11 protein-coding genes and 2 tRNA genes are annotated in these 12,257 nt (G+C 68.7%); 4 read left to right on the top strand and 9 right to left on the bottom strand.

All coding sequences use genetic code 11. From position 1 onward, the window contains the following. On the top strand, nt 1-369 hold the full coding sequence (locus tag FBZ87_RS00395) for a hypothetical protein (RefSeq protein WP_145608263.1): 369 nt from the start codon (nt 1-3) through the stop codon (nt 367-369). A 215-nt stretch (nt 370-584) separates the two neighbouring features. Here the strand turns inward: FBZ87_RS00395 and FBZ87_RS00385 are convergent, their stop codons facing one another. Next, complete coding sequence (locus tag FBZ87_RS00385; protein ID WP_145608262.1) at nt 585-1,001, bottom strand: hypothetical protein; 417 nt, start codon at nt 999-1,001, stop codon at nt 585-587. A gap of 156 nt (nt 1,002-1,157) precedes the next feature. On the opposite strand from FBZ87_RS00385, the gene FBZ87_RS00380 reads away from it, so the two are divergent. Next, nucleotides 1,158-2,075, top strand: coding sequence for a DMT family transporter (locus FBZ87_RS00380; RefSeq protein WP_246134163.1), 918 nt, complete (start codon nt 1,158-1,160; stop codon nt 2,073-2,075). Here the strand turns inward: FBZ87_RS00380 and FBZ87_RS00375 are convergent. The 3 genes from FBZ87_RS00375 to FBZ87_RS00365 all read right to left on the bottom strand — a co-directional run bounded on the left by FBZ87_RS00375 (nt 2,072) and on the right by FBZ87_RS00365 (nt 4,972). Then, nucleotides 2,072-2,929, bottom strand: coding sequence for a class I SAM-dependent methyltransferase (locus FBZ87_RS00375; protein WP_145608258.1), 858 nt, complete (start codon nt 2,927-2,929; stop codon nt 2,072-2,074). The genes FBZ87_RS00380 and FBZ87_RS00375 overlap by 4 nt on opposite strands. Nucleotides 2,930-3,057: 128 nt before the next feature. After that, the gene (gene chrA, locus FBZ87_RS00370) at nt 3,058-4,383 is read right to left on the bottom strand and encodes a chromate efflux transporter (RefSeq protein ID WP_145608256.1); all 1,326 of its coding nucleotides are present in this window, start codon (nt 4,381-4,383) and stop codon (nt 3,058-3,060) included. A 79-nt stretch (nt 4,384-4,462) separates the two neighbouring features. Then, nucleotides 4,463-4,972, bottom strand: coding sequence for a nuclear transport factor 2 family protein (locus FBZ87_RS00365; RefSeq protein ID WP_145608254.1), 510 nt, complete (start codon nt 4,970-4,972; stop codon nt 4,463-4,465). Nucleotides 4,973-5,242: 270 nt separating this feature from the next. Between FBZ87_RS00365 and FBZ87_RS00360 the strand changes: the two genes are divergently transcribed. Further along, nucleotides 5,243-6,997 carry a DUF885 domain-containing protein gene (locus FBZ87_RS00360; RefSeq protein ID WP_145608253.1) on the top strand — a complete coding sequence of 585 codons (1,755 nt, stop codon included), beginning with the start codon at nt 5,243-5,245 and terminating at the stop codon, nt 6,995-6,997. Between the two features lie 30 nt (nt 6,998-7,027). Here the strand turns inward: FBZ87_RS00360 and FBZ87_RS00355 are convergent, their stop codons facing one another. Both FBZ87_RS00355 and FBZ87_RS00350 read right to left on the bottom strand, forming a co-directional pair. Then, nucleotides 7,028-8,956: an FTR1 family protein gene (locus tag FBZ87_RS00355; protein ID WP_145608251.1), complete on the bottom strand. Its 1,929-nt coding sequence runs from the start codon at nt 8,954-8,956 to the stop codon at nt 7,028-7,030. 147 nt (nt 8,957-9,103) lie between these two features. After that, nucleotides 9,104-10,021: a LysR family transcriptional regulator gene (locus FBZ87_RS00350; protein ID WP_145608249.1), complete on the bottom strand. Its 918-nt coding sequence runs from the start codon at nt 10,019-10,021 to the stop codon at nt 9,104-9,106. Between the two features lie 95 nt (nt 10,022-10,116). Here FBZ87_RS00350 and FBZ87_RS00345 point away from each other — a divergent pair, with 95 nt between their 5' ends. Beyond that, entirely contained in the window at nt 10,117-11,097 is a 981-nt protein-coding gene (locus tag FBZ87_RS00345; RefSeq protein WP_145608247.1) for a zinc-binding dehydrogenase, read from the top strand. 189 nt (nt 11,098-11,286) lie between these two features. Here the strand turns inward: FBZ87_RS00345 and FBZ87_RS00340 are convergent. The 3 genes from FBZ87_RS00340 to FBZ87_RS00330 form a co-directional block, all read right to left on the bottom strand. Next, nucleotides 11,287-11,363: transfer RNA gene (locus tag FBZ87_RS00340), tRNA-Arg, on the bottom strand. A gap of 50 nt (nt 11,364-11,413) precedes the next feature. After that, complete coding sequence (locus tag FBZ87_RS00335; protein WP_145608246.1) at nt 11,414-11,719, bottom strand: ETC complex I subunit; 306 nt, start codon at nt 11,717-11,719, stop codon at nt 11,414-11,416. A gap of 70 nt (nt 11,720-11,789) precedes the next feature. Next, nucleotides 11,790-11,866 (bottom strand) — tRNA-Pro (locus FBZ87_RS00330). Nucleotides 11,867-12,257: the final 391 nt, after the last annotated feature.

Here is a 12,257-nt window from a genome sequence, read left to right as displayed (position 1 = left end):
ATGCGGAAATCGGTATTCGCCGCGGTTTGCGCCGCAGCCTCGTTCCTTGTTCCGGCCGCATGCTGGGCGGCCGACAGTGACATCGTCGTCAACACGCCGACGGCGGCGGCATCCTGCCTGCTGTCCGTCGACGGCACCGTAACCTCAACGCCCAAGCTGCCAGCCACCGCCGTGACCATCGACTACCTGCCGCCGGGCGGTGGCGCGTCGGTGCGGCTGGGGACCAACCTGCCGCTCAAAGACGGCGCTTATCATTGGGCGGGCGCCGTTCCGGGCTACATGTCCATCGCCGCGGGTGGGCAGGTGAGGGTCACCACCAACCGCCAGGTCTCGGCGATGGGTGCGGTGACGCCCAGCTGCGGCAGCTGATCCATTCGTATCGTACAGTACGGGATCGGGGTGCCGGCCGCGCCGTTTGGCGGTGCCGGCATCTCCCGCTTTTAAAAATGTCACCGGCACAAGAAACGGATTGGCCGGGCGGGCCCCTCGCTCTAACGTCGCTGCCCGCGTCGGCACCTACAGGGCGAAGGCGCCGCTGCCCTCCACTAACGCGCGGGTGGCAGTGGCCTTGTCCAGCACCAGGGTCACCCTGGGGGCGTTTCTCGGCGCCACGGAAAATCCCGCCGTAGAGGCTCGAACCGCGCCTGCGGCCCCAGGTCGATACCCCAATATCCAATGAGGCGCCGCAGCGCCGCCCCGTCCCCATCCGCCTTCAAGACTGTCCGGCCGTCCTGGAGGATCTGGCCCCTGTATCCACAGTCGCCGCCGAAACACTCGGTGTGCAGCAGCAGAAAACGGCCGGCGGGATGGCGCGCCGACAAGGCCTCGACCAGGGGGACCGCCCGATCCATGGCTTCATCATCCAGATGTGGATCGAACCGCGCCGCGATCGCCACGATTGGCCGATCGATACGGATAATGTCGAGCCCGGGCCAAAGGCGGGAAAACTGCTCGGGTAAGCCTTCGGCGGGGTCGGCGAATAGGCCGGTGAAGATGAACATGCGAAGCGCCTTGTGGCTGAACGGGCCGGCAGTCTCGGGCACCTGTCGAAAAATGTCACCGGCACAAGAAACGGATTGGCCGGACGTGCCCCTCGCTCTAACGTTGCCGCCTGCGCCGGCCGTGGCCGGCCGCATTGCCGTTCACGGGTTGCCGCCATGTCCCCCATCCTGGGCCTGTACCTGACCGCCGTCCTCATCTGGGGGTCGACCTGGTATGTGATCGAGTTCCAGCTGGGGGCCGTGGATCCGGCGGTATCGGTGGCCTATCGCTTCGGCCTGGCGGCCGTGCTGCTCATGGGCTGGCTGGTGGCGCGGGGGCAGAAGGTGATCCCGCCCCGGCACGCCTGGCGGCAGGTGGCGCTGGTCGGCGCCTTTACCTTCTCCACCAACTACCTTCTGGTCTACCTGGCGACCGAGCGGCTGCCGTCCGGCCTGGTGGCGGTGGCGGGCTCGGCCCTCAGCCTCATGAACGTGCTGAATGCCCGCATCTTCCTGCGCCAGCCCATCCGCCCCCTGGTGCTGCTCGGCGGGCTGGTCGGCATGAGCGGGGTGGTGCTGCTGTTCCTGCCGGAACTGCGGGTGGACGGTCTGACGGGCAAGGCGGCGGTGGGCCTGGCCCTGGTCATGCTCAGTAACGTCAGTGCCTCGCTGGGCAGCATCTGCGTGCAGCGCGGCGCCAAGCTGGGCGTCCCCCTGCTGCCGGCCACGGCATGGAGCATGGCCTTCGGCGCCGTCCTCATGGTGGGGGTGGCCCTAGCCCGGGGTGCCGTCTTCAGCTTTCCGGCCAGCCTCAGCTACGCAGCGTCCTTGGCCTATCTGGCCCTGTTCGGCTCGGTCATCGCTTTCCTGGCCTACTTCTCCCTGATCAGCCGCATCGGGGCGGATCGCGCCGGCTACGTCGCCGTGATGATCCCCATCCTGGCGCTGATCATCTCCACCGTTTTCGAGGGCTATCACTGGTCGGCGGCGGCCTTCATCGGCCTGGCGCTGGCGGTGGCGGGCAACCTGCTGGTGCTAGGGCCCAGGACCTGGCGCAAGCCGGAGGCGGACGCCGCCCCGGCGACTGCCAGCTAACCCTCAAACTCCACCCGCACCAGGCCGGGCAGCTTGTGGCGCAGGGCGGGCGTGAGGCGGAACAGCGTGTCCATCAGGCGGGGCAGGCCCCGCGGCATGCGATAGTCCAGCGTCTCCACCACTGCCACCCGGGGCGACCAGCTGCGCAGGGTGGGGGCCACGGCGTCGGCGTCGATGCCCCAGGGCATGGGCGGGATGCGGTAGTGCGGCGTGCGGTGCAGGCCGCGCAGGGTCAGGCGCGACAGCCAGGCGGGCACCGTGTCGAACACCAGCTGCCCGCCGGGGAAGCGCCGGGCCAGGGTGGCCACCAGTTGGCGCACGTCGGCCTCGGGCAGATACATGAACAAGCCCTGGGCGACGATATGCACGGGGCCGTTGCCCGTCACCGCGTCCATCCAGGCGGGGTCGCGCGCGTCGGCTGCCAGGTGGCGCACGCGGGGGCCGGGTGGCAGGAAATGGTCGCGCAGGGCGATGCCCTCCGGCAAATCCACCGTCAGCCAGCTCAGGCGGCCGTTATCCACGCGGTGGCGCTGCGTCTCCAGCCCTTCGCCCAAGGATACGATGGTGCCGTCCGGATGGCGTTCCAGCCAGCGGCGCAGGAGGACATCGATGGCGGCGGCGCGCATGGCGTGCGACCCGTCGGCGCGGCCGAAGTGGCGTTCATAGTCGTAGGCCAGGGCCTGGTAGATGCGGACCGCCTCCGGGTCGTGGAAACGGGCGTTGGGCCGCATGGCCTCCGCCGCCCGGTTGTGCAGGGTCCACAGCATGGTCTCCGGCACGCCAGTCAGGCCCGGATTGGTCAGGCCTGGACGGGTCAGGTCAAGCGGCTTGGGTGGCGGGCTGTCAGGGCTCATGAAGCGGATTTCCGGCTATGGGGTCCAGCCACTCGGCCAAGTCGTCGACGGGATCGGCCCGCAGGCGATATGGGCGTCGTCGCCGCCATCATGAGACGGCCACTCCCGATCTTGACGCGAATGTTGGGCTATATGCCTAAAACGTTCAGCAGCACGCCCACCATGGCGCAGGCGGCCAGGGTGGGCAGCAGGCCCAGGCGGGTATGGCGCAAGGCGATGAAGGCCACCAGCGCCAGCAAGGCGGCGGGGATGTCCGGCCCGGTGGGCAGGGAAAGGCTGAATGGGCCCAGGTTCAGCGGCCGGCTGCCGCTGAACAGCACATGCCAGCCGAACCACACCGCCAGGTTCAGGATGACGCCCACCACGGCCGCCGTGATGGCGGCCAGGGCGGCGGTGATCGTGGTGTTGGTCCGCACCCGTTCGACATAGGGGCCGCCCAGGAAGATCCACAGGAAGCAGGGCGCGAAGGTGACCCAGCTGGTCAGCAGGGCGCCCAGGAACCCGGCCAGCGGCGGCGGCAGGGTTCCGGGGGCGTGGGCGGCCGCCAGGAAGCCGACATGCTGCAGCACCAGGACCAGGGGGCCGGGCGTGGTCTCCGCCAGGCCCAGACCGTCGATCATCTCCCCTGGGGTCAGCCAGCCGTATCCCGTCACCGCCGCCTGCGCCACATAGGCCAGCACGGCGTAAGCGCCGCCGAAGGTGACCAGGGCCATGCCGCTGAAGAACAGCGCCAGGTGGGTCCACACGCTGTCGGCGCCGGTGACCAGGCGCAGGACGGCCAGCGGCCCCAGCCACAGGGGCAGCCATAGGGCCAGGGTGGCCAGCGCCCTGCCCCGGCTGGGCTGCGCGTGCGGCGGCACGGCAGCCTCCAACTGCCGGTCCAGCAAGGCGTCCCCGCCAGCCGTGGTGGCGGTGGGTGCGAAGAACCGGCGCGCCGCCATGCCGATGATGGCGGCGGCCAGGACAACCAGGGGGAAGGGCAGGTGCGCCACCGCCAGCGCCAGGAAGGCCAGCCCCGCCACGGCCAGCGATGGCCAGCCGCGCAACGCCCGCCGGCCCAGCCGCAGCACGGCATCCATCACCAGCGCCAGCACGGCGGCCTTCAGCCCATGGAACAGGGCGCCCGTCAGCGGCGCTTGATGGTACAGGGTGTAGAGGGTGCTCAGGCCCAGCATGACCAGCACACCGGGCAGAATGAACAGGCCGCCGGCGATCAGCCCGCCCCGGCGCCCGTGCAGCAGCCAGCCGATGTAGGTCGCCAGCTGCTGCGCCTCCGGTCCCGGCAACAGCATGCAGTAGCTGAGGGCGTGCAGGAACCGCGCCTCCCCGATCCAGCGGCGGTCTTCCACCAGCTCACGGTGCATCAGGGCGATCTGCCCGGCGGGGCCGCCGAAGCTCAGCAGGCCAATGCGCGCCCAGACGCGGGTCGCCTCAGGCAGGCTGGGGAGGGACATGGCAGGCGGGCCGAAGGGGCTGGGTGGTGCGGGCCTGCTGACTAAGCCCCGCGCCGCCGCCGGCGTCAAGGGCGAGGCTTCAGAACACGCCCTTGCCGTCGGGGTCGCTGGCCGGCACCGGCTGGCTGACGGACCAGTGCTCCACCACCTTATCGTCCAGCACACGGAAGATGTCGACCACCGCCGTGCCCTGGGCATCCGGGCCGGGGATGGCGTGCACATGCAGCACGACCAGGTTCCCCTGGGCGATGCTGCGAACCACCTCCACCTTGGCGTCGGGATGATGCTGGAAGACCGTGGCGTAGGCGTCCTGCAGGGCGCGGCGGCCATCGGCCAGGCCGGGAGTATGCTCCCGGTAGTCCTGGGCGACGTAGCGGTCGGCGGCGGACAGGTCATGCCTGTTGAAGAAGGCGTCGTAGAAAGACAGAACCGTCTGGCGGTTGGCCTCGCCTTCCGCCGCGCTGTCGGGGATGCGGGTGCTGGTGGCGCCGGCCGCCTGGTTGGCCGGGGGTGGGGCGGCCTGGGACGACGCCAGGCCGGAACCGGCCAGCGCGACGCCCAGGGCCAGGGCACGGAGTGTCAGGCGCATCTCTTCCTCATCGGGGACTGGGCGACGGGGGAAGGCGGACAGGCAGGGCGATTTCCCCGTCACGCGCCCGTCCCCGCGTCGCCCCTTTACCTGCACGGGCATTGTGGCGACTCTGGGGTGGTGGCGTGGAAGGGTTGGGGCCATGCCGCTTATGCGGATCGGTGCTCCGGTCCCGGGCGCGGCGGCACGTCGCCGTAAAATAGTATAAAATATTTGACATATAATATCCCATCATCGACCTTGTGTGGAAATAACGGGCAGCAGGGGGCGATGATGAACCGTACCGCGGTGGCGCTGGCATTCACTCTGGCGGCGGTATCCCCCGTCCCCCTTTCCGCCTGGGCCAAGCCCGCCATTCCGATCGCCAAGCCCGCCGGCGGCGTGGATGCCGTCATCGCCGACTATGAGGCGCTGGCCCGTCAGACGGATGGCACCGATGGGCCCGGCTGGCCGGATGTCAGCAAGGCCGCCGCCAACCGCCGCGCCCAGGGCTATGCCGCGCTGAAGGCCCGCCTGGACGGGCTGCCGCCCTCGGCCCCCGATGGCGAGGAGGCGCTGACCCGGCGCCTGCTGGACTGGCGTCTGGGCGTGCTGATGGACGGTGCCAGGTTCGATGAGGATCGCATTCCCTTCGACAATGGCGACGGTTTCTTCAACACCGCCAACTACGCCGCCGCCACCACCGTCATCCGGACGGAGGCAGATGCCCAGGCCTGGATCGCGCGCCTCAGGGCCTTGCCCGCCTATTATGACCAGCAGATCGCCAACATGCGGCGCGGGCTGGAAACCGGCTTCGTCCAGCCGCGCGCCACCGCCACCTCCGTCCTCAACATCCTGAAGATCGCGTCTGACCAGCCGGCGGAGGCCAGCCCCCTGCTGGGGCCGCTGAAGGTCCTGCCCGCCACCATTCCGGCCGAGCGTCAGGCGGCCCTGCGCGCCGATGCCCTGGCGGCGGTGACCCAGGCGGTGAAGCCGGCGCAGGCGAAGCTGGTGGCCTTCTTCGAGCAGGACTACGTGCCCCATGCGCGCGACACGCTGGGGGCCAGCAGCCTGCCGGATGGGCGCGAGTACTACGCCTACGCCGTGCGACGCTCCACCACCACGGATCTGACACCCGACGCCGTGTTCGCGCTGGGGGAGCGGGAGGTGGCGCGCATCCGGGGGGAGATGGAGGCCGCGATGCGGGCCACCGGCTTCACCGGCACATTGCCCGAGTTCATCGCCAAGCTGCGTACGGACAAACAGTTCTACGCCCCGGATTTGGCAACGTACGTGGAAAAGGCCAGCGAGATCGGCAAGCGCATCGACGGCCTGCTGCCCCTGTGGTTCGGCAAGCTGCCGCGCCTGACCTGGACCATCCGGCAGAAGCCGCCGGAGCAGGAGGGCTCGTCCAGCGGCTATGACCTGGGCGACCCGGTGAAGGGCGTGCCCGGCCGCGTGGTGGTGGGTGCCAAATCCTTCGGCGACCCGCTGTTCGGCCTGCCGTCCTGGATCCTGCATGAGGGCGTGCCCGGCCACCACCTGCAGATCGCCCTGGGGCAGGAGCGCACGGATCTGCCGGCCTTCCGCCGCAAGGATGAACCCACCGCCTTCATCGAGGGCTGGGCGCTGTATGCCGAACAGTTGGGCGAGGATATGGGCGTCTACCGCACGGACTACGAACGTTTCGGCCGGCTGTCCTTCGACATGTGGCGCGCCTGCCGCCTGATGATGGACGTGGGCATCCATTGGAAGGGGTGGAGCGCCGATCAGGCCGCCAGCTGCCTGCGCGACAACACCGCCCTGCCGGAACGCGTGGTGCTGGGCGAGACGCAGCGCTACATCGCCTGGCCGGCCCAGGCCCTGGCCTACAAGGTGGGCGAGCTGAAGTTCCTGGCGGAACGCCAGCGGGCGGAGCAGGCGCTGGGCGCCCGCTTCGACATCCGCGCCTTCCACGACGCCCTGCTGGACGACGGCCCCATGCCCATGGACATCCTGCACGACCAGATGGGACGCTGGCTGGCCCGCCAGGGGGCGAAGCCGTAACCCGCCGCCCGGCGCTTGAGGGGGAAAGCCTTAGGCTTTCCGGCCGGCCCGCAGGGCATTATACGCGAAGCCGGCGGCGAGCGCGGCGGCCATGACCGCTTGCGCCGCCACGGTTTGCGCCGTGGGGAACAGCCCCACGATCTCCACGCTGGGCACATGGGCCAGGGGGATGACGTCCAGCCAGCCGGCTTCCTGCAGGGCCTTCACGCCCTTGCCGGCCAGCACCACGGCCAGCACGGCCATCAGCCCGGAACTCCAGGCGAAGAAGGCGCCGATGGGCAGGCGGCGGCTGTAGCGCAGCAGCCCCCAGGCGATGGCGGCCAGCAGCAGCACGGCCGCCCCGGCGCCGGCCAGCACGGCCATGTGCGCCCCCTCCGCCCACAGCGCCATGTAGAACAGGATGGTCTCGAACACCTCGCGATAGACCACCACGAAGGTCAGCAGGAACAGGAACCAGGCCGACTGCCGCGACAGGGCGTGGGACAGCTTCTCCTTGATGTACAGCTGCCAGGCGCCGGCCTGGGACTTGCCGTGCATCCACACGCCCACCGACAGCAGCACCAGGGCGGCGAACACCGAGCCCAGGCCCTCCGTCAGTTCCCGGCTGGCGCCGCTGATGGACACCAGGTAAGTCGCCGCGGCCCACGTCGCCAGGCCGGCAGCCAGGGCGGTGGTCCAGCCCAGGTGGACATGGCGCAGCACATCCGCGCGCCCGGCTTTGCGCAGGAAGGCGATCATCGCCACCACGATCAGCAAGGCCTCCAGCCCTTCGCGCAGCAGGATGGTGAAGGCGCCGACGAAGGTGGAGGCGTCGCTGGCGGCGGCTGGCGAGAGCGCATGCTCCGCCTCGGTCAGCAGTCCGGTGATGGCCTGGGCCTGGGCGCGCACCTCGTCCGCCGGCCGGCCTTGGCTGATGACGCCGCGGAAGGCGCCCATGGCGCTTTCCACACGGGTCATCAGGCCGCCGTCGCGCGCCTTCAGGATGGGCTCCACCGGCTCGAACCCGTCGAGGTAGGCGGCCAGGGCCAGGTCGCCCGCCGCCTTGGCGTCGCCGGCCTCATAGGCCTTCACGGCCAAGCCCAGCTTGGCGCGCGCGATGGTCAGGCTGTCGTTGGCCTTGGGCATGACCGCGTCGGGATGGGCGCGCAGGTAGGCCAGCAGCGCCTGGGCGTCGCTGGTGCCCACCTTTTCCTCCAGGGCGGCCTGCGAGGCCTGGGTGAGGGCCTCCAGATTGGCAAACAGGGCGTGCAGGTCCGGCCGCGCGCGCCATAGCGCCTCGCCCGCCTGGATGTCGCCGGGCGTGTAGGCGAAGCCGCCGGCGATGAAGGCCAGGGCCCAGCGGTCGTCGGCCGGCAGGTGGGCGAAGCTGACCATGGGCGTGCCGTCCAGCCCCTGCTCTATCACCTGTTCCAGGGCGAAGACGCTGCGCTGCCGTGCGCGCTCGGCGTCGCTGAACGCCACGGGCCTGGGGTCCAGCGTGACGCCCACCGGGCCGTCACCATGGCCGGTGGCGCCGTGGCAGGCGGCGCAATTCTCGGCGTAAAGGGCCCGGCCCCGCGCCAGATCCGGCGGGGTGGTGGGCGCCAGCGGCACGGGGTAGGCGGCCAGCAGATCCCGGCCCAGGGCGCGGGCCAGGCCCGCCACCTCGACCGGGGACGCCTTGGCGGCGATGGCGGCCTTCAGCGCGTCGGCCTGGGCCTGCAACCGGGGCAGGGTGCGGGTGGGCGGCAGCTCGGCCATCCGCTCCCGCGCACTGGCCGCGAACTCCGCCTGTTCGGCATATTCGCTCTCGCTGGTCACCCGGCCGTCGGTCACGGCGCCGGCGTAATCCACCGCCACATAGTCCAGCAGCCGCCAGATGGTCTGCGCCGTGGCCGGTTCCGCCGCCCCGGCAGGCAGGGCGGTGGCCAGGCCCAGCAGCATGAGGGCGGCGGCGAGAAGGTGACGCGGTCTGACCATGGTGCGGCCCGGTTGAGAAGTGCGAGTCATTCTCAGTAACCCCGCCACCGGTCTCTTTGCAAGCATGGGCTGGCGCGCGTCTGCCCTGTGGATGCGCCATGGGGGCGTCATCGCCATCATCGGAAACGACGGGACCCGTGGCACCGGCTATGCGGGGGTGTCCACTTGAGCGAAGAGCTGACTTGGTGGCCGGGCCATCGCGCCCCACAAGGCGGCGGCGATTGGTCCGGGCGTATTGCCAGCTTTGCGCGCTGCGACGATGTCGACTGAGCCGCCTCGGAACACTGAGTTCGCGATGGAGTGAAGTCGACCTTTCCTAATATCCTCGGCCACCAGGTAATCGGGCATATGTCCCCAGCCCAGGCCCTGCAGGATGACCTCACGCTTCATGATTTGGTCGGTTACCGTGCAGGTTCTGGCGCCGTCGATCATGAAGTACTCCCGATCGGCGGGCATAACCGCGCTGTCGCGGATGACGCACTGGGTGAAGTCTCGCATGCGCTCGACCGTCGCCGCCTGGGCTGGAAAGGTCAGGAAGCCCGGCGCCACGACGGGGATCAGTTTGACCCGGCGAAGCGGGAGGGTTTCGAAGCGAGTGTCGCCCTGTTCGACGTGATGCAGGATCAAATCGGCACGGCCATTTTCGAGCAGCTCCCAAGGGGCCGATAGCGTCTCGAACCGCAGATTGAGGCGAGTCTGCGGGTGTCCCGCAAAAAAGTCCTTCAACAGCTCCAGCATGGGGGGCAACGGCGTCAGGTCGCCGATGACGACGGTCAGTTCGATCTCGTCGCCCGCAGCCACGTGGTCGGCATAGACAAGCAGCCCGTCCACTTCGACCAGCACCCGTTGAGCGCGGGCCAGGAAGGCGGCGCCTGCGGGGGTGAGCGTCAACCTATAGCCGCTCCGGTCGAACAGGGTGAATCCGATCTCCCGTTCAATGTTGGCGATCGCGGTGTGTAGGGTCGGATGGGTACGACCGAGGCGCGCCGCCGCCGCCTGCAGAGAACCCTCCGCCGCTACGGCGTCGAGCACTCGAAGCTGGGTTAAGGTCATGGCGCGTGGCATGGTTCAATCTACAATCATGGACGAAACTTTGTAAAATCTATTGGCGCAGCCCGGTTCTATCTTGGTGCTCACTCGCGAACAGGGAGGACCGGGACATGAAGGCGATCGTAATCAAGCAATATGGTGGGCCGGAGGTTTTGGCGATCGAGGAGCGGCCCGACCCGGTGGCGCGGGCCGGTCATGTCCTCATCGAGGTCAAGGCCTTCGGCCTCAACCACGCGGAAATCTACTTCCGGCGCGGGGCATGGGGCGAGGTTGCGGAGATCAGCGGCATTGAGTGCGCCGGTCTCGTCAGGTCTGATCCGTCCGGCCAATTCCGCCCAGGTCAGACTGTCGTCGGCCTCGTCGGCGGGATGGGGCGAAGCCTGAACGGCAGCTATGCCGAGCTTACCCTTGTTCCCGTAAGTAACGTCGTCGCGGTCGAAACCGACCTGTCCTGGGAAGATCTCGCAGCGTTGCCGGAGTCCTACGCGACGGCGTGGTCGGCGATCATCAGCATCCTGAAGCTCAAGCGCGGGCAGACACTGGTCATCCGCGGCGCAACCTCGGCGCTCGGCCAGGCGGCGGTTAACATCGCCGCCGACCTGGGTGTGCTGGCAATCGGCACGACACGGCGATACGCGCGCGCAGGCCTGATCGAGGCCGCCGGCGCTCACGCTGCCATGATCGAGGGGCCGGAACTATCAACCACCTTGCGTCGGGAACATAAGGACGGCGTCGATGCCGTCCTCGATATCGTGGGGAACTCGACCGTGCTGGACTCGCTGGCCATGCTGAAGCGGGACGGCGAGGTATGCCTCATCGGCTTCCTGGGCGGTGGAGAACCACTCAGCTTACAGCCGGTATTCAACATCCCGAGCGGGCGGCGACTGAGCGTCTTTGCAAGTGCCCTCGTCCTGGGCGGATCTGAATTTCCTCTATCGGAGGTTCCGTTCCAGTCGCTCATCGATAAGGCGACCTCAGGCGCCTATCGTGCGACGCCGGCCCATGTCTTCGGCTTCGACGATATTCGCGAGGCTCACAGCCTCATGGAATCGGGTGACGCGAAAGGGAAGATCGTCGTGAGCCTTGGCTAAGTTTGGGTGCGATAGTCCGAAGACGGAACAACTCTAAGTTATCGTGGTGTTAAGAGACGAAAAGCCCGCCGCGGACGATCCGCGGCGGGCTTTTTCACAAGACAGACGCCAGACTATGGTGCATTCCGAGGCAGACTATGGCCGAAAAAGGCCAAACTATGCTGCCTCCCACAGGCAGGTCCGGCGGATTGGCGACCCCAGCTGGATTCGAACCAGCGACCTACCGCTTAGAAGGCGGTTGCTCTATCCAACTGAGCTATGGGGCCCGGAGGCGGCCCCGGGCCCGAGGGCCGGGGCGCCCAATATCAGGAAGGGGTCAGAAGCGGCCGACGCGGGGACGGTCGGTGCGGAAGTTGTCGGCGTAATTCTTCGGCCGGACGATGCGGTCGTTGTGGGTGATGACCTCGTAGGCCCACCCCTTGCGGGTCGCGTAGGCGATGGCCTCTTCGGCGCTGTCGAACGTCAGCTTCACCTGGTTCAGGGTGTCGCCCGAGCTGGTCCAGCCCATCAGCGGCTCCGGCCGGCGGGGGGTGGCCAGTTCATATTCCAGAATCCACGCATGGGTCTTGGCCCGGCCGGACTGCATGGCCGTTTTGGCCGGCTGATAGATACGAACCTGCATCTCTGGAACGTCCCCGGTTGAACGAAACACCTGTTGCCTGCCGTCGCCATTCCGGCGCCGGTCCGGGCGATGGTCGGGGCGCCCGGATTCGAACCGGGGGCCTACGGTTCCCAAAACCGTCGCGCTACCAGACTGCGCTACGCCCCGAAACCATCGCGAGCTAGGGTTTACGCGGTTCGCGGGGCCATGGTCAATCAGGAAAGCGGCCGGGCGCCCGGCAACCCTGCCCCGCCTTGTGCCCGGCTTTTCAGCTGAAATCCTGGCCCCCCAACGCACGAAAGAGTGGTGCGGTGCCCGGCAAAAAGCGCCATGGCGGCGGCCGGTGTCAGCCCGCAGGCCCCAGGGCAGGGGCATTCCGGGGCCCGGCGGGGCGCAGGCGAGGCCAATTTCGGGCCGGCAACCAGGAAATCCCGGCCGCCTTGGGCCGCGTCACCCGGCAATTTTGACCGGGCGGCGGGAAATTCCGACCGCCCCAATTGTTCGCATTCCTGTCGCGGCCAGCCGCCCAGCGCCTGAAAATCCCTTTATTTACAGACGT

The sequence above is a fragment of the Nitrospirillum amazonense genome, from assembly GCF_007828035.1.
In the GTDB taxonomy this organism is placed as follows: Bacteria; Pseudomonadota; Alphaproteobacteria; order Azospirillales; family Azospirillaceae; genus Nitrospirillum; species Nitrospirillum amazonense.
This window is presented reverse-complemented; position numbering and strand designations above follow the sequence as displayed.